Raw genomic sequence first — 18138 nt, 5'->3', positions numbered from 1 at the left:
AATCAGATTGATTGAAGTAATTTTTTGAATCCATCTTCATCCAGCACTGTGATGCCGAGATTGACGGCTTTTTCGTATTTGCTACCCGGGTCTTCCCCTACGACGACATAGTCAGTCTTCCTGGAAACGCTTCCAGTCACTTTCCCACCGTACATTTCAATTTTTTCCTTGGCTTCTTCCCGGGTCATATTTGGCAACGTGCCGGTGAGTACAAATGTTTTATCACTAATGACACTATTTTCGTTCGGTTTGGTGATTGTATCAGTATGTTCTTCCCAGGATACTCCGCTTGCGCGTAAGCGTTCAATGACTTCGCGGTTATGCATTTCGGCAAAAAAATCCAGAATACTCTGCGCTACGACAGGGCCTACATCCGGCACTTGCAGCAAACTGTCCATATCGGATTCGATCAGGCGATCCAGGCTACCGAAATGGCGTGCAAGATCTTTGGCGGTTGCTTCACCCACGTTTCGGATACCCAAAGCATAAATAAAACGTGCAAGCGTAGTATGTTTACTTTTTTCAATCGCCGCCAGGATGTTACCGGCCGATTTCTCGGCCATGCGCTCCAGATTGGCGAGCGCAAGCAGTCCCAATTGGTATAGATCGGCAGGATTTCTGACAATGGCATTATCAACCAGCTGGTTAACCAGTTTTTCCCCCAGCCCATCAATATCCATTGCGCGACGCGACGCGAAATGCAAAATGGACTGTTTCCGTTGTGCGGGGCAGAAAAGGCCGCCGGTACAGCGGGAAACCGCTTCACCATCCATACGTACCGCTTTTGCGCCACAAACCGGACAATGTTGTGGCATGACAAATGGTTGCGTATTCTCGGGACGCTGCGCCAGAACGACAGAAACGATCTCAGGAATAACATCACCGGCACGGCGGACAATAACCGTATCGCCTATCCGTACATCTTTTCGATGAACCTCGTCGGCATTATGCAAGGTCGCATTGGTTACAGTCACGCCGCCGACGAAGACGGGGTCCAATCGCGCAACTGGAGTCAGTGCGCCTGTTCTGCCAACCTGGACATTGATGTCGAGCAAGCGTGTAACAGCTTCCTGTGCCGGAAATTTATGCGCCAGGGCAAAGCGCGGCGCACGTGCAACAAACCCCAACTTGACCTGTTGCACCAATGAATTGACTTTATAGACCACGCCGTCAATATCATACGGAAGCTGATCACGCTGCGCGCCAATTTTCCGGTAATATGCGAGCAACGCCGGACAACCTTTAACCACTGCACGTTCCCGCGCTACAGGAAAATGAAGATTTCTGAGAAACTGCATAATGGCACTATGGCTTTCCTGAGGTACGCGCGAGTCTTCGCTGGGAACAATACCGTAGGCAAAAAACATCAGCGGACGCGTAGCGGTAATTGCCGAGTCAAGCTGACGTAACGAACCGGCAGCTGCGTTTCGCGGATTGGCGAAAACTTTTTCGCCTTTCTCAAGATACTGCTGATTCAATCGGTTAAAGTCTGCCTTGAGCATAAGCACTTCACCGCGCACTTCAAGTAATTCAGGGATTTCTTTTGTGGGCAAGGACAACGGTATCGCCTTGACGGTACGCAGGTTGAGCGTGATATCTTCACCGGTATAACCGTCTCCCCGGGTCGCACCTGTTTTAAGAATGCCTTTTTCATAACGCAAACTGACGGCCAAACCGTCAAATTTGGGTTCAACCGAATACTCCACTTCCTGAACCTCAAGCTCTTCACAAACCCGTCGGTTAAATGCCATAACTTCATCTTCTTCAAAGGCGTTATTCAACGACAGCATCGCTGTGTTGTGCGCAACCTGTGCAAACGACTTCAGCGGTTTGGCGCCAACACGCTGGGTGGGAGAATCGGGTGTAACCAGTTGCGGATAATCGCGTTCTATTTGTTGTAATTTTCGGAATAATTGATCATATTCGGCATCGGGAACAGTCGGCGCATCCAGTACATAATATTGATAATTATGTTGCTCAATCTGTCGGCGTAATTGGCGCAATTGCTGTTGGCAAGTTTCTATCGTTTGCTTCATTCTCTGCATGTTTCCAAGCTTTTTCTTGAGTAACGGTGTCTATTGTAGAATATATATGATAGGACAGTTTAAAGATGCGATCCTGGCATATTTTTTAGGTGCCAATGTCTATCGTGTTCTACGGTATAATTCCAACAGAGTAATAAAATCAAGCTTAGGCCAAAACCAGATATGACTGATAACAAACTGAAAATTCGTATCCAAATTCAGCAGCCTAAAACCCCAGAAGAAACGGGTCAAACTGAAGTAACCGGGGAATCCATTCCGGTTATCGACACCCAAGATTACCTGGAAAAGCCGCCATTTGACTGGCGTAAAATTTCACTGGCAGTACTCGCATTGGTCGCAGTGATTGGATTGATCAGCGTTCTTTTATTGAGCCAGAATGATGATGAAGCTGATATCGGCAGCCTCCAATCAGATACTGGCAGTGGCTCAGATCCAGCTGGGAATTTTAATTATTATAACAATAACGCCTTAAAATCCACACTTGACACGCAGGCCAATTCTGCCACACATGCAGAAAATGAAAAAAAACCACCCTCCGAAATAAAAGACATAACTGAAACGGCCAAGAACACGGCTAAAGCTGAGTCAGACAATGCGCGTATCATCGTACCGGATTCCAAACCGAATCATGCAAATAAACACAGTCCACCGGCGCCCGCCGTGAAACCGCAATTAACAATAAACGATACGCAAAAGACAATGACACAGAACAATAACAGTCCTGAACTGCTGTCGTCGCTTCCCCTTAATGAAACTGACCACCCTCAGGTAATACGTGCGCAATTAACCCATGCAGTGAAACATCGCGAACCGGTCGACGAAATCAATCATATTCAGCTTGAACAAGATAAACGTAAAAGCATTTATTTTTTTATTGAATTACACGATCTCGCTGGACAACAGGTTACCATCAGCTGGTATTATCAAGATCAACCTGTCGCAGAAACAAAACTTCGTATAGGCGGTAATAACTGGCGCACCTATGCCAATAAGGTGTTAAGTCAAAGAAATACAGGGTCGTGGCGAGCGGTATTGACAGACAAGGACGGCAAACAATTGTCAGAACGGCACTTTGTCGTCAGTAATCATTTGTAATACATTTATTTTTTACAATCTGATTTTTTAAAAATCAGAAAATCAGGTTGAAGCAATTTATGAAATTTTGTAGCTGTTGTAGTGCGATCGTAGAATTCCGTATACCAGAAGGTGATACGTTACCCAGATATATCTGTACGGAATGTCACGAAATTCATTATCAGAACCCGAAGGTCGTAGTCGGCTGTATACCCGAATGGGAAGACAAAATTCTGCTTTGCCGGCGTGCAATAGAACCACGCAGTGGCTGGTGGACGCTGCCGGCAGGATTCATGGAAAACAATGAAACGTTAGCGGAAGCGGCTGCCCGGGAAACGTTGGAAGAAGCCAACGCCCGTGTGGAAATCTGCGATCTTTATGCAATATACAGCCTGCCGCATATCAGCCAGGTATATGTTCTGTTTCGCGCACGATTGCTTGACCTGGATTTTAGTCCCGGTATCGAGAGCAGCGAAGTCAAACTGGTGTCCGAAAATGAAATACCCTGGGATGAAATGGCTTTTCGCGTAATTCACGATCCTTTAAAACGCTATATCACTGAACGCAACGCAGGTAAGCTTGCGTTTCACACGGGTATTATTGAGCGCTCTCACAAGACAGGTTGATTGTTGATATTTCCGCCTATCGCGGTACAACTGTTTTTATACAATTATCGGCAGTTCACGCCAATGCAATTTGTCCGATACAAAATGCTTAATCGAATAAAGTCGAACCTTGAACCGGATTGCTGCATTTAGATTTTAGACGCTGCCAAAATAATACTTCCAATTTTTTTATCAAAATCATTTTTATCCATAGGCCGGAAACAAAGATAACCTTGAATATAATCACAATCCAGTTTTTGTAATTCTGTCATCTGACTGTATGTTTCTATACCTTCGGCGATGATTTTTAAGCCTAATGAGTGTCCCAAAGCAATAATCGTACGCACCAGTGTATGCATATCTTTTGATTGCTCCATATCATGAATAAATACCCGGTCAATTTTTAGAACACTTACAGACAACCGCGCCAATTGCGCCAGCGAAGAATAGCCAGTACCAAAGTCATCAACAGCGATCCTTAGACCGAGAGATGACAGTTGATGAATAACTCTCTGGTTTGACTCCACATCCATCATCAAAGAAGTTTCCGTGATTTCCAGCAGTATCCGTGTTGGGTCTGCACCTGTTTCATATAGCGTCTTTGCAAAACAGCTAATTAAATCTTTATCATTTAACTGGATTGTCGACATATTGATTGACACATATGGCGCCTTGCTTTTCCATTGTTTACGCCAGCCGGCTTCTGCCTTGCATCCCTCACGAAACACCCACCTCCCGATTGAGGCAATGACGCCAATTTTTTCTGCCAACGGAATAAAGAAATCAGGTGATATCAATTCGCCGTCGAATTTCCAGCGTAACAATAATTCCGCTCCGGCAATCTCGTCACCCGTTATTGAAACAATCGGTTGGAAACATACAAAGAATTCATTACGTTCGAGCGCCTGGCGCAATCCATGAATCACCTTGTGTTTCTGATTGATTTCTTGTTGCAGCTGTTCATCAAAAAATTGCCAGCTATCACGTCCTTTTTGTTTCACAGCGTACATTGCCAGATCAGCTGAATGCAGCATATTTTCTGCCGTAAATTCGTTACCATGCGATACTACAACGCCAATGCTCGCCGATATGAACAGCTGAAGATTTTCAATGAAAAAAGGTTGTCTTAAAACGACATTAATACGCATTGCCAAGTCTGAAATTATGCTAGGCGCTTCTATTTGTTCGCAAATAACAATAAACTCATCTCCACCGAGCCGTCCGACTGTGTCTCCCGGTCGCACTTCCAGGAGCAAACACTCGGCAACTTCTTTCAACAAAATATCGCCCACATCATGGCCGTGGGTATCATTAATCAACTTGAAATTGTCCAAATCGATAAACAATACAGCAACATCTAGCCCATCTTTTTGTGAGCGTTTCATTGCATTGTTCAATCGGCCATGAATCAAAAAACGATTCGGTAGATCCGTCAATGTATCGTAAATCGATTGTCGGCAAAGTGCTTCTTCCTCATGTTTTCGTTTGGTCACATCCAGCATATTGAAGATCAGCATTAAATCATCATCACAAAAATATTTTGAAATGCCAAGCTGTAAAGTAACAAAAGCGCCGTCCTTACGCATCCCCATGATTTCATCTTCAAGCTGCATCCGGAGCCGAGTTTCCTTACCGGATACAAATTTTTTCAGGCGTTCGGTATTTTGTACATACAGAATCAGCGGGAAAAGATTATGAATTGACTTGCCGATGAGCTCATTATTGGAATAGTCAAACAGCAGACATGCATTCTGATTGGCTTCTAAAATGACGCCCGTTTTATCAGTAACGATAATCAGCAAATCAACCAAAGATAAAATCTGCCGAACATCACTGCTAATCGATTTACTCTTCCATTTTTCTTTTTTTTGGGCAATGTCGCTAACCTGATACTGATAGCGGACAGGAATGACCGGTTCTATTCCTTTGAAAGCACTCACAATTGTAAAGGTGCCGTCTGCATTGCAGCGTGACAAGTAATTGTTGACTTTGGCATGATGTGATTTGGCGCGCATGGTGACTTTTCCTTGCGGTCCATTCACACAGACAGTGCTCAGCGCACGAATCAAGGATTCGCCTTTGATTTCCCCGGCTTCATTTGCCGCCTTGGCAAAAGCATGCACACATAGGTATGCGCCCTCGCCAAAGTTCGTCAAGATACCGTTACCTTTTGGCCATATGCCCGTAACGTCCGGTTGCTGCTGCAGACTCTGCAAATATCGCTTATTCTCAACCGTATCAACAGACATAAAATAAGTATTACTGGAATAAAATCCTTCTCTCACGGAGGCGGGCATTTTGCTTACCATCATTTCATCATAATGCCCCATGACAACCGCCATACGTTTTTTTAAACCCATTTCCGTAAAACGTGTTAATAACATGATCTGATCTGTGCCAGCAAAATAGGGAACAAATACATCCGCACCTGAGTGGGCTACATGCATCAACAGACTATCAATCTCAGATTCTTTGACACCTATTTCAAAATATTCTTCACCAACCACCTCTCCGCTGATTTTGCCCAACATCTGCTTAGCTGCATCTATTGAGCCACGCGGCCATTCATAATTGTTTCCGGCAAAAAACATCTTAAGTCCGCATTTTTCAGCCATAAAAGGAATCATCCGATCGATTTGCTGATTAGGCAGCGCGGCAAAATGGAAAAAATAATGGCTATGAAGGCTACCTTCATAAAAAGAAAAATTAAGTAGCGGAATGCACCTGGGTTCCGCGACCTGTTTGAGAACCGAAATTCGTGTGTTTGATAACAAATTGCCAATCATGGCCACACATTGATATTCATCAATCAGCCTTATGGCAGCCGGGATTGCAGTTTGCGGCAAGCTGCCGTCGTCGATTACCACCAACTCAACAGACCGACCCGCTATGCCTCCATTTGAGTTTACTTCATCACAGGCGATGCGGGCGGCCCAATTGATCTCGGTACCGTACAGACCGACGATACCCGTCATCGGCGACATCACGCCCAGACGTATCGGCTCGGCAATAGCTTTAGTTGACATCGTTTTCTCCAAGTTACATGTTTGCATTGAAGCAAATACCGATTGAACGATTCTGGCGCTACGGTACTAATACATTAATAAGCTAACTTTTTGTATTGAATTATATTAAGTATGCGCTACATTGGATTGCTGAATTTTCGCGTTTTTCGTAAATAGGGTCTTGTAAAGGCTTTTGCAATTATAAACTACTCGGTATGATTTTCATTATATTTAACCCGGCGGTATCATACGATGTTTTTATAAGACAAATTGTAACGTTCGGTCAGTTTTACGTACTCATCACATTTCTCGAAATTTATTATTTCTTACAACGATTTTGTATTTTCAACCCAGATTCTCCATTAGCACTTTTTAAGGCGAAAATTTTGAGTGTATGTTGTTCGTTGCGCTTGCCCGAGACAGCGTCATTTCTCAGTACACCTTGCGAAATAGACACATAATCATAGCGGGTTATTTCAGAATGCTCGAATCTGTTCGCGCCACACCATCCCTATAGGTTATAAAATCCCATTGTAATAATAATCCTGGCTGGATCAAGTTTTCTTAGTTTATGGTTAATGGAGTGGCAGGTAATGAACCGGGGTTTCGTATGGCTTACGAAAACACAAAGCATTTGGCGGTTTTAAAATGAGAAACGAGTAATATGCGCGCGCTAACTGTCAAATTTCTAATAATCTGCAAATGATGCGCTCACGAAGAGCATCCATCCAAAGTTGACTATCCAGTTGGCTTTGGCTAGACAGGATAAAGTGACTGAGCGGCTATAATTGTTATGAAGATTTTGTAAATCGGTTCATTACCATGGCGGTTTATTGGATTAATTGATATAGTAACCCCTTCAAGAAAAGCAATGCGATTTTGATGTGTTAATGATATTGCTTTGCCAATTTTTCGGTTTTAATTTTGAGGACTAAAAGAAATATGCAGATTCATGTTTATGATACCTATGTGAAAGCTAAAGATGGACATATTATGCACTTTGACGTTTTTACGGCGGTTAAGGACGATCAAAAAGCCGTTGAATACGCCAAAGAATGGTTAACTTCCATTGGTGAGAATGATGCTGTTGTAACCAGCAAAGAGTGCAGTTTCTGTCATAGCCAAAGCGCGCCGCCTGATGTGATTGACGCCATAAATAATACAGGTTATTACATTTATAAAATGGAAGGGTGTGCTTAAGTTTTTTGTTTCATTGATCAATCAGAGCAATGCATTTTCCATAAATTGAGTTTACAGTTACAGAAAACTCGTTGATCTAATACAATCTCAGGGTTTTTCATTATGAAGTATCGACAATTCAGAAGGTTATTTTTGACAGGCGCCATTATTTTTCTGGGTGGTGCAATGAGTCCAGTCCAGGCATCCGAGCCCGAGTTGTTGGGGCAACATGGCGATTGGACAGCATATAAGTTTATGGAAAACAATGGCAAAGTTTGCTATATGGTCAGCCAGCCAAAAAAAGACGAAGGTGACTATTCAAAGCGTGGCGATATTTTTGCTTTAGTCACTCATCGTCCGGCAGAGGGCAGTAAAAATGTGTTCAGCTATATTGCCGGTTATACCTATAAGGCGGGTAGTGAAGTTACAGTTAAGGTCAATAATCAAAGTTTTAAGCTTTTTACCCAGGACGATTCTGCGTGGGCGCAGGATCAGGATACCGATAACAGGCTCGCTGATGCAATCCGGCGTGGAAGCGCACTGGTGGTTCAAGGAACTTCTTCGCGCGGAACGCCGACAACAGACACTTTTGGATTAAAAGGATCGTCTGCAGCGCATAAGGCGATTTCTGATGAGTGCGGTGTGAATTAAGTCAGCTCAGAAAAAAATGATTTGTTAACAATTTTGTTGCCGTGTTGCCAAAGTTAGTACGGCCCGCGTCGTCTATGGCAAAGTGATATTTAGTTAAGGAGAAGATGTGTTTCATGAGCGATAAAATTACAATTTATCAAAAGCCAACATGCAGTAAATGCCGCGGCACATTGGCGTTACTTGATGAGAGTGGTCAGGAATATGAATCCGTCAATTATTACGAAACACCGCTAACTGTCGATAAATTGAAAGAGTTGATACAAAAACTGAATCTGTCTGCGCGTGATGTATTGCGTGAGGATGAGCCTGCTGCAAGGGAGCTCGATTTAAATACAGTCTCGGAGGATGAATTGATTAGACATATGGTTGAAAATCCCGATTTGATGCAACGCCCAATTGTGGTGCGTGGGGATAAGGCAAAAATATGTCGACCACCCGAAAATATCCGGGAACTGCTGTAACCGGTACATTCTAAAAAGCCATAGATGATTTCTAACTATCTATGGCTTTTTTTAAACGGAATTTTCTAAACACTTACTCAGAAATTGCTTCCTGTGCATCCTTGACGGGTTTGTCCTGCTTTTTAGGTGCTGTTGCTTGGGCTTGTTTATTTAAACGTGCAGGCAGCTTTTCGCGAATGCGCGCAGATTTACCTGAACGGTCTCTCAAATAATATAGTTTTGCACGACGAACATCACCGCGGCGTTTGATTTCTATACTTGCAATAAGCGGAGAATAAGTTTGGAAAGTCCGTTCTACCCCTTCACCGCTGGAAATCTTGCGAACCGTAAATGCCGAATTTAAGCCGCGATTGCGTTTCGCAATGACAACGCCTTCATATGCCTGCACCCGTTTGCGGTCTCCCTCGACAACATTGACATTGACAACAACGGTATCACCAGGGGCAAAACTGGGTATATCTTTATTTAAACGACTAATTTCTTCAGCTTCTAATTGATCAATGATGTTCATAACATTTTTTCCTATTTACCGTTTATTTTAACCTGGTTTTGCAGGCTTTCTTAAATTCTTCCAGAAGCGTTTCTTCTTCTTGTGTAATACCTTGGGCTTCTTTCAATTTAAGTAAATCCGGGCGTTTCAGCCAAGTCCTTCCTAACGCCTGCTGTAAGCGCCAGCGGCGTATATCGGCATGATTGCCCGATAATAATACTTCCGGAACACTGCTGTCACAGTAATTCTCAGGACGCGTGTAATGCGGGTAATCCAGCAGTCCGTTTACAAACGAGTCCTGATTGGCTGATTCTGGATCGCCCAGTGTTCCTGGAATCAACCGTGTTATACCGTCTATCACTACCATAGCCGCAAGCTCCCCGCCTGACAGAACGTAATCGCCAATTGAGATTTCTGTATCCACCTGGCGGTTTAACACGCGTTCATCAACGCCTTCATAACGACCGCAGAGCAAAATAATACCGCGCAACTTGCTTAGCCGCTTGACCAGTCCATAATCAAACTTTTGTCCTTGCGGAGACAGATAAATGACCTCTGTTTTATCAATACCAAGCGATTGCTGCCGTTCTTTTGCCTTAATGATCGCCTGTTCCAGCGGCTTTGCCATCATAACCATTCCGGGGCCCCCACCGTAGGGGCTGTCATCAACAGTGCGGTAGTTGTTTTCACTAAAATCACGCGGATTCCATTTAATTAAATGGAACAGCCTGTTTTTATGAGCCCTTCCTGTGACACCATATTGCGTAATGGCGTCAAACATATCCGGGAACAATGTGATCACATCGCATTCATAAGGCATCGCTTTTACCTTAATATCTGCTTCAATAATCCAATTCCCAGTCCACAACGATTTGAGAACACGCTAAATTCACTTTTTTGATGAATGTCTTCTCAATGAATGGAATCAGCAGCTCTTGTGTGCCATTACTTCCAGAGTGTTCGGGGCGCTCAGAAACGATGTTCCCGGTTTTAACTCGCAGTATATCATTAGAGCCCGTTTCAATCAGTCCTGTCACTGTGCCAAGTTTTTCGCTATTCAGATTAACGACTTCGGCGCCAATCAAATCAGACCAGTAGTATCCGTGTTCTCCATTTTCCGGTAAATCCGGTAGTTCGTTCCGTGGAACTGCAATTTGCATTCCTTTTAGCTGAAGCGCATGATCCCGGTCATCGCATTCTTTTAACTTTACATGCAGTGTATTGCCATTTATGCGAGCGGTTATGACCTGCATTTCATTCCAGTGGTTATTTTCTTGTCCTAACCACCAGGTTTTGTATTCAAGCAGTCCGTCAATTTCATTCGTGTATGGCTGCACCTTGATCCAGCCAAGAATACCAAAAGCGTTAATAACATGGCCCATGATAACCATGGGTTCTAGTCGGTCGCTACTAGGTATTTGCGGGTGCTTGTTTATTCGTTGCCGCAAATTGTTTTAATAATCTGTTTACCGTGCCGGATAGCTGTGCGCCATGCGATTGCCAATAATCGATCCGATCCATTTGAATGCGTAAGGTTTCTTCGCCACCAGTAGCCCTGGGGTTATAAAAACCAACACGTTCTATAAATCTGCCATCCCGTGCGTTGCGTGAATTCGCAACAACCATGTTAAAAAAAGGACGTTTTTTTGCGCCCCCGCGTGCCAATCTGATTATGACCATAATTTATCGCCCACTTGCCTTTTGCTCAAAATTTATAACTTATAACTTAAATATAGTGAATTTGTGTAACCCTTAATTTTACATGTAATTTTAATCCAAAGGCAAGCTTTGTCTTGACTCTTGTTAGATAACGAGATTCCTGATGCGCGAGTATTCTATCCATTTGATATTGAGTGTGTTTGGTGGATAATGCGGTTTAATTTCTTAGTTATGCGCATTTTCAGGCATTAAATTTTCCATGCCCTTTTAGCAGATAAGTTTCCGACTGCATTTCCATTAATCTCGAGACCGTACGTTTAAATTCAAAGCCCGAATTGCCGGACTGATACAGTAACTCGGGCGGCATGGCTGCCGAACACAGGAATTTGACGCCATGGTCATACAGCGCGTCGATGAAATGAATAAAACGTGTGGCCTCGCTGGCATTATCATGCGTGAATTGTGGAATCGCGACCATGATGACAGTGTGATAGGCTCTTGCAATTGCAAGGTAATCGGCTGGGCCCAATGGATTGGCGCAGAGCCGTTTAAATGAAAAAACAGCCACGCCCCGCGCTGATTTGGGAACAAATAGTCTGCGACCTTGCACGATTAATTCGCCGCTGGGCACTTTGTTTCGGTCTTCTATGCTGCGATCGGTTAAACGGAAAAAAGCTGTGGATAGTGCGGCAGTGGTGTGTTCGTTGACAGGGTAAAAATAAGTATCTGTCCCTTTCAATCGATCGTAGCGGTAATCAATAGGCCCATTGAGCGAGATAATTTCCATGGTTTCTTTTATCCGGTCAATAAAAGGGAGAAAACGATGACGATTCAGGCCATTCTTGTAGAGATCGTCTGGTTTTCTGTTGGACGTGGCTACAATCACAACACCCTGTTCAAAAAGTTCTTTGAATAACCGGGCAACAACCATTGCATCAGCAATATCGGTTACCTGCAATTCATCAAAGCATAACAGACTTGTTTTGTTTGCTATCCGGAGTGCTACCGCAGGCATGGGATCATCGAGGTCCGTCTTTCCACCTCGAAATCTGGATAAATTTTTGATTTCCTGTTTGCGTTGTTGTGTGTTGAGACTGTGCCAGGTTTTGAGGTTGGCATGAATTTCCAGCATGAATTCATGGAAATGTATCCGCCGCTTCATCGTTAATGGCGCAACACTGTAGAACAAATCCATTAACATGGACTTGCCGCGACCGACGTTGCCATACAGATAAATGCCTTTGGGAGATGGCTTTTTTTTCGCACTATTGCTAATGAAACGCGTTAACCAGTTGCTTTTCTGAACGCCTGATTGAGAATAACTTGCTAATGCGTGATATAAACGTTCCAATTCATTGACCGCATTGGCCTGATCCGTGTCCGGCTTCAGCTCGCCAGCTTGCATGAGCGTGTGATATTCCATTACAGGCGTGGTGCTAGTGCGGTGTTGTTGAGTATGGTAGTTCACGCAAATGTATTTTTCGATAGACTGGTTGGAGTGATGGCTGTCAGCATGATCTGCTTTATTTGTTTTCCATTAATCAAGCTTTAAAAGATAACATGTGGGCCATTCTGGGGACATACTTGTTATGTTCGTCGTACGTATGCCTGCTGGGTATTGTTCAGGATTTGCATGACCATTTTTTTTGGCGCGCCAATATTTAGCCGCATAAAACCGCTGCCCTGCTCTCCAAATAGTGTTCCTGGGCTCATGCCAATGCCGGCTTCGTGGATAAAGAAACGCTTAAGCTCTGCATCGGTCATATTCATCGCGCTACAATCTAACCAGAGTAAATAAGTGCCTTCAGATGGAATCAATTTTATTTGAGGCAAATGTTTCACCAGGAAGTCCGCTACGCTGTCGTGCGTATTGCGCAGATAAACAAGCAGTGCTTCAAGCCATCTATCACCCTTGCGGTATGCGGTCTCGAATGCGGTGATGCTGAAAGGGTTGGATGCGCTGATATGCCAGGTGTTAAACACATCGATAATGGCGTTACGGATTTTTTTGTCTGGAATAATCAGCATTGACAGATTGAGCCCCGGAATATTGAAAGTTTTACTTGGCGCCATGGCGGTAATGATTCGATTTCCGGAACCCTTGAGCGTGGCAAAAACAGTATGTTTGTTATCCGGATAAATCAGGTCGGCATGGATTTCATCGGAAAAAATGATGAGATTATATTTCTCGGCGATCTGCAATAACGAATCAAGCTCTTGCGGCGACCAGACACGGCCGACTGGGTTATGCGGCGAACAGAGGAGCAATAAGTGCGCGTTTTGTGCACAGTGCTCCAGATGGTCAAAGTCGATAGCGTAATTTCCTTGCACATATTTCAGCGGATTCTCGATGAGCGTTCTGCCGGTTTGCGTGATTGCCGAGAAAAAAGGAAAGTAAACCGGTGGTTGAATGATGACAGATTCTCCGGGTTTCGTGAAAGCCATCACGGCGGCATTCAGTGAAGGCACAACGCCGGGGCACATGACAATCCAGTCGCGCTCGATTGTCCATCCATGCCGTCGTTGCATCCAATCGATGGCTGCTTCATACAGGCTGTCCGGAAACAGGGTATACCCGTATATCGGATGCCTTGCGCGTTCAATCAACGCGTTGGTGATGACGGCGGGTGTGGCGAAATCCATATCCGCCACCCATGCCGGAATGACATCCGGTCTGCCAAACATGCCTTGCCGTCCGTCATACTTGGTGCTGCTGCTTCCTTCGCGATTTATGATTTGATCGAAGTCAATCACATCGATTCCGCCGTTTAGGAAACTCTTTCCCAGATCGTGACTTCGGATAATGTATGCTGGTGTTTGCGGCTTGTCTCGCGGATGACAAACGGTACAGATTGTGGGCCTTGAATCAGCCTGAAATGCTTGCCGAGAATTTCTTTCAATCCATCCAGCGTGGTGAAGTTTTCTCCGTCACGCTTAAAGCCGCCAATCCAGAATTCCTTCTTGGTATGTTCGGTCAGCCAGGTATATGGTGAAGTGATCATCAGCAATCCCCCCATGTTGATACGCGTATGGATGGAATTGAGCAGCTTGGCCGGATCGTACAGGCGATCAATCAGGTTGGCCGCAAGAATCAGGTCGTAACCCGAGAACAACGGTTTCAGATTGCAGGCATCTCCTTGGTAAAACTCAACCTTGTTCTTGACCGATTCCAACCCCAGGCCGCTTAATGTGCGTTCCCGATAGAAAACCAGATCGCCTTCGTCAGTCAGGGTGTAACGCAGTATGCCTTGCTGTGCCAGTTGAACACCCTGACCGATAAATCTCGCGGAGAAGTCGATGCCGGTGACATGATCAAAATGGTGGGCAAGTTCAAATGTGGAGCGACCGGATGCGCAACCGAGATCCAATGCCTTATGCGCTGGACGGCTACCCATGGCGTTAATGGCAATTTCCGCAAGTGCTTTAGGAAAATTAGGAACGTCAAAATAAGTGTCGCCATAATGAAATTCGGCGTATTCCGACAGCAGTTTGTCGGTTTCATAGTTCGAGGTTTGCAGTGTCGCCGGTGCATCTGAGACGACATAACGAAAACCGGCGTGCTGAAAAAAATGCTTCCGGAAAGCATAACGCGAACTTCTTAGCGTTTCATTGCCACAGGAAACCCATGCACCACCTTTGATGAGGTTGTGCTGGTTATCGAAAGTCGGTGTAGTGAAGTCATCGTATAACGGATGGACATCGAAACCTTCGAAAGGATACGTCGGGGTTTCTGTCCATTGCCAGACATTGCCAACGATGTCATAAAAATCGCCGTGCTGAAATTCATTTACCGGACAGCTTGAGGCATAATAATCAAGGTGTAGATTGCCGGCAGCCTGTTTTTCAGGCGGGATTTCAGACAATCCGGCAACATCATATAACCGGTACCATTCGTCTTCGGTGGGCAGCCTGACAGGTTGGCCTGTCATTGCTGCTTTCCAGTTACAGAAGGCTTTGGCTTCATGATAATTGACGTCAACCGGCCAGTCCCATGGCATGGGTATTTCGTCCGTCATGGTGCGCATAAGCCAGTCGTTGCCATCTTTGACCCAGAAGGTGGGGTGTTCTGCTTTACTGAAATCCCGCCAGGACAAACCTTCTTCATCCCAGTAATTATCTGTTTGATAACCTTGGGCGTTTATGAACGAAAAAAACTCCTGATTGCTGACTAGATATTTACTGGCCTGGAAGGCGGCGATATCGGCTTTATGTAGCCCGTATTCATTGTCCCAGCCGTAATTCTCGTGTGAGGATTTGTTTTTGCCGACTTCAATCGAGCCGGCTGTTACATTGATCAGTTCATTGGCCGGTGCCGAATCTGTTTTGTCGCAGGGACGCCACTTTTCATGAGGTTGCACATATTTTATATTGTGCTGGCGGATCAGTACGGATGATGTTTCAAGGTGAATTTGCTCGTGCTCGATGCCCATCAGAATCGGCCAGAAAGGACTGTCCCAGGTAATCGGCAACGTCAGCGGCAATTCGCTGATCAGTTTGTCGACCATGTTGCGCATATTTCTACGGTAAGCTGTGACTTCCGCGGCGGAAGGCCAGTCATAATGCGTGTTGTCCAGATCATCCCAGCTCATTTCATCGACACCGACCGCAAACATGGATTCAAATTTTGGATTAATGCGTTCTGTAATCAGTCCGGCCAGAACCAGTTTGTTTACAAAAAAGGTTGCGGTATGGCCGTAATAGAAAATCAGAGGATGGCGCAGTGAAATCGGTTTCTTGTAATAGGCTTCATCATTGCGCAAAGTTTGAAAAAGCTGTTCGTAGCAGTCGAGTGTGCCATGAAAATAGGCGCGGATTTCTTCCCGTTTCGCATCGACGTCTTCGCCGTTGAGCAAGGGTGTTCTCTGAATCAGTTGTTTAAGCATATTGTTGTATTGTTGATCAAATTATATAAATTCTGACTATTATTATAACGCTTCAGGAAACTGTTATCACTTGCATCGGGAAATTTAAGTCCCTAATGAAATTATGGATTTTGGTCAAATGGGTAAATTTGTGATGAAAATTGTATCCATATCAGGATTATTTGATTGAGTTTCATGTGAATCTGATTGCTTCATCTAGGGTTTTTCTGGGTAAAATAATTGTCCCTGTCGGCGTTATTTGACAGGATTCAACAATGCATCGCTATGCCGTGCAGTGCTTGATATAAATTATTAATTAATGGAGTAAACAACAATGGACAAGAAAACAAGCGTTTTATTCATGATTCCCGTTGCTATTTTTCTTTTTTCAGGTGCGGCAGTCGCCGGAAAGGGTGGCGGTGAACGTTTGGCGCTAAATTTGAAAGGCTCGGGCGATATGTACGAAAGTACAGTTCCCGATATTGATGGCGATGGTACGATGATCCGGCGATATGCTTTGATACCGATTTAATCGATATAAAAAATCAGAAAGTCATCGGGACTGCTACAGATTGTTTATCAAACATTACACCAATGGGAGATGGTCTTGCTCTGGTTGGAACAACCTATTTTCATCTTCCGCAGGGTACTTTGATTACAAGAGGAAATACTACGGTACAACCTGCATTGCAGCCGATAGTCACGCCATCTGGTCAGCCAATCACGCATATTACCGGTGCAGCCAATGACGGAAATGGAGTTATTGGTGGCACAGGGAGTTTTAAAAATAGCGTTGGGTCAGTGCGGTTGTCAGGCATGGTTGATATGACCAATTTTGGCGGTAACGCAGGTAATCCTATTGTCTTTGACTGTTTGTTCGTGATTGATCTTAATTAATCTGACTGGATATGTCATGGACGGGGAAAATGAACGAATTATCCTAAAATGAGTGGTTCTGGGAGTTTTGCATATTATGAAAAACCCGAGTAGCATAACGCTGGTTAAATGAACATTTTTTCCATAAAGATTGCTTTTGTATTGTAGAAAAAGCTTATTTCAATTTTTTGGATTCTTGAATACAAACAAGGGAATGTCATGAAAGAAAGGCGCAACTTATACCGGACACTCTATGTTCAACCAGATGCGCCACTTTCAGTAATTAATGCGAGTCACCGTGTACTGATACAAAAACTTAAACTGCATCCGGATCAGGGTTATGCGGATTTGCAGGCCGGCTTGCTAAACACCGCCTATACAGTACTACAGGATCCATTAAATCGTGCGGATTATGATCGGCAACTGCAAAAACGTCTTCCGATTAAAAAGCTAAGCTTGGGATTTTTTGCTATGGGGTCCGTCAAAAGGTTTACTGGACGTTCTGCGAGAATGTTTAATGTGAACCGGCGCAATTATTACCGTGTTCTCCAGGTTCAGCCTGATGCACCTGTTGAGGTTATTATTGCAAGTTACCGCGTGTTGTTGGACTATCCATATCAAAATACCGATTTATTAGAAGAATCCTATATGGTGCTTGTCAATCCGGTTTTGCGTGCGCGTTATGATGCGCTTCTTTCAGGCGGTTTGGCAGTATCGCAAAAAAAATTGATTCCGGTAGGAGAGATTGATATTGGTCCTAAAACCGGTGTTGTCCGGAATGCTTCTTGCGCTGTTGATGAAGATTCTACAGAGGGGCTGTCTTATTGCATTTTCTGTCAAACACCCTATACAAGGCAACAGAGTCCTTATCAGAATAATGCGTGTATTGAGTGTGCCAGTCCATTACCTGTTCCAGCCGATGAACAATTTGAACAGAAGCGCCGCACAAACATCCGAATCAGTGCTCAAGGGGAGTTCAATTTTTATTTGTTCTGGCCTGATGAACCCTACGAGGGTGTTTTGCAGGATATATCGCCACGTGGTGTGCGATTTTTGGCCGATGTTCCACTTGAACCATATGATATTATCAAAATAGATGCATCAAATTTTAAGGCCGTTGCAGAAGTCGCCCATAAACAATTTGAAGCGAATCACACTTCCATTGGTGTGCGTTTTCTGACATTTAAATTTGAACAGGAGTGCGGTAATTTTCTTGCTGTCTGTGTCTAGA

At 44.3% G+C, this 18138-nt stretch carries 17 protein-coding genes; 8 read left to right on the top strand and 9 right to left on the bottom strand.

Translation table 11 applies throughout. The annotated features are described in order from the left end of the window. Nucleotides 1–2: 2 nt before the first annotated feature. A complete protein-coding gene (gene ligA, locus MRK00_03470) occupies nucleotides 3–2036 on the bottom strand; it encodes an NAD-dependent DNA ligase LigA (protein ID MDR4516438.1) in 2034 nt (677 codons plus the stop codon). A 171-nt stretch (nucleotides 2037–2207) separates the two neighbouring features. On the opposite strand from ligA, the gene MRK00_03465 reads away from it, so the two are divergent. Both MRK00_03465 and MRK00_03460 read left to right on the top strand, forming a co-directional pair. After that, on the top strand, nucleotides 2208–3140 hold the full coding sequence (locus MRK00_03465; protein MDR4516437.1) for a DUF2914 domain-containing protein: 933 nt from the start codon (nucleotides 2208–2210) through the stop codon (nucleotides 3138–3140). Between the two features lie 59 nt (nucleotides 3141–3199). Further along, entirely contained in the window at nucleotides 3200–3745 is a 546-nt protein-coding gene (locus MRK00_03460; GenBank protein MDR4516436.1) for an NUDIX hydrolase, read from the top strand. 128 nt (nucleotides 3746–3873) lie between these two features. Here the strand turns inward: MRK00_03460 and MRK00_03455 are convergent, their stop codons facing one another. Beyond that, complete coding sequence (locus MRK00_03455) at nucleotides 3874–6750, bottom strand: EAL domain-containing protein (protein ID MDR4516435.1); 2877 nt, start codon at nucleotides 6748–6750, stop codon at nucleotides 3874–3876. Between the two features lie 921 nt (nucleotides 6751–7671). Between MRK00_03455 and MRK00_03450 the strand changes: the two genes are divergently transcribed. The 3 genes from MRK00_03450 to arsC all read left to right on the top strand — a co-directional run bounded on the left by MRK00_03450 (nucleotide 7672) and on the right by arsC (nucleotide 9020). Continuing rightward, nucleotides 7672–7929, top strand: a complete 258-nt coding sequence (locus MRK00_03450) for a DUF2024 family protein (GenBank protein MDR4516434.1) — start codon at nucleotides 7672–7674, stop codon at nucleotides 7927–7929. Nucleotides 7930–8031: 102 nt separating this feature from the next. After that, nucleotides 8032–8559, top strand: a complete 528-nt coding sequence (locus MRK00_03445) for an invasion associated locus B family protein (GenBank protein MDR4516433.1) — start codon at nucleotides 8032–8034, stop codon at nucleotides 8557–8559. A gap of 113 nt (nucleotides 8560–8672) precedes the next feature. Next, nucleotides 8673–9020 (top strand): arsenate reductase (glutaredoxin), encoded by a 348-nt coding sequence (gene arsC / locus MRK00_03440; protein ID MDR4516432.1) that lies wholly within the window; start codon nucleotides 8673–8675, stop codon nucleotides 9018–9020. 73 nt (nucleotides 9021–9093) lie between these two features. On the opposite strand, the gene rplS is transcribed toward arsC, so the two are convergent. The 7 genes from rplS to ovoA form a co-directional block, all read right to left on the bottom strand. Further along, nucleotides 9094–9531: a 50S ribosomal protein L19 gene (gene rplS / locus MRK00_03435; protein MDR4516431.1), complete on the bottom strand. Its 438-nt coding sequence runs from the start codon at nucleotides 9529–9531 to the stop codon at nucleotides 9094–9096. Nucleotides 9532–9553: 22 nt separating this feature from the next. Next, a complete protein-coding gene (gene trmD, locus MRK00_03430) occupies nucleotides 9554–10330 on the bottom strand; it encodes a tRNA (guanosine(37)-N1)-methyltransferase TrmD (protein ID MDR4516430.1) in 777 nt (258 codons plus the stop codon). A 22-nt stretch (nucleotides 10331–10352) separates the two neighbouring features. Beyond that, a complete protein-coding gene (rimM, locus tag MRK00_03425; GenBank protein ID MDR4516429.1) occupies nucleotides 10353–10892 on the bottom strand; it encodes a ribosome maturation factor RimM in 540 nt (179 codons plus the stop codon). A 28-nt stretch (nucleotides 10893–10920) separates the two neighbouring features. Beyond that, nucleotides 10921–11193 (bottom strand): 30S ribosomal protein S16, encoded by a 273-nt coding sequence (rpsP, locus tag MRK00_03420; protein ID MDR4516428.1) that lies wholly within the window; start codon nucleotides 11191–11193, stop codon nucleotides 10921–10923. A 217-nt stretch (nucleotides 11194–11410) separates the two neighbouring features. Then, complete coding sequence (gene zapE, locus MRK00_03415) at nucleotides 11411–12637, bottom strand: cell division protein ZapE (protein ID MDR4516427.1); 1227 nt, start codon at nucleotides 12635–12637, stop codon at nucleotides 11411–11413. Nucleotides 12638–12756: 119 nt separating this feature from the next. After that, nucleotides 12757–13923 (bottom strand): pyridoxal phosphate-dependent aminotransferase, encoded by a 1167-nt coding sequence (locus tag MRK00_03410; protein MDR4516426.1) that lies wholly within the window; start codon nucleotides 13921–13923, stop codon nucleotides 12757–12759. A 14-nt stretch (nucleotides 13924–13937) separates the two neighbouring features. Then, complete coding sequence (ovoA, locus tag MRK00_03405) at nucleotides 13938–16052, bottom strand: 5-histidylcysteine sulfoxide synthase (protein MDR4516425.1); 2115 nt, start codon at nucleotides 16050–16052, stop codon at nucleotides 13938–13940. A 313-nt stretch (nucleotides 16053–16365) separates the two neighbouring features. Here ovoA and MRK00_03400 point away from each other — a divergent pair, with 313 nt between their 5' ends. From MRK00_03400 to MRK00_03390, 3 genes are all read left to right on the top strand, one after another. Beyond that, a complete protein-coding gene (locus MRK00_03400) occupies nucleotides 16366–16563 on the top strand; it encodes a hypothetical protein (protein MDR4516424.1) in 198 nt (65 codons plus the stop codon). A 62-nt stretch (nucleotides 16564–16625) separates the two neighbouring features. Then, complete coding sequence (locus MRK00_03395) at nucleotides 16626–16928, top strand: hypothetical protein (protein MDR4516423.1); 303 nt, start codon at nucleotides 16626–16628, stop codon at nucleotides 16926–16928. 198 nt (nucleotides 16929–17126) lie between these two features. Then, nucleotides 17127–18137 carry a molecular chaperone DnaJ gene (locus MRK00_03390; GenBank protein ID MDR4516422.1) on the top strand — a complete coding sequence of 337 codons (1011 nt, stop codon included), beginning with the start codon at nucleotides 17127–17129 and terminating at the stop codon, nucleotides 18135–18137. The last annotated feature ends 1 nt before the right edge of the window (nucleotide 18138 follow it).

The organism is Nitrosomonas sp. (assembly GCA_031316255.1).
GTDB lineage: Bacteria > Pseudomonadota > Gammaproteobacteria > Burkholderiales > Nitrosomonadaceae > Nitrosomonas.
The sequence above is the reverse complement of the archived record's forward strand: the minus strand, read 5'-3'. Positions and strand labels throughout refer to the sequence as shown.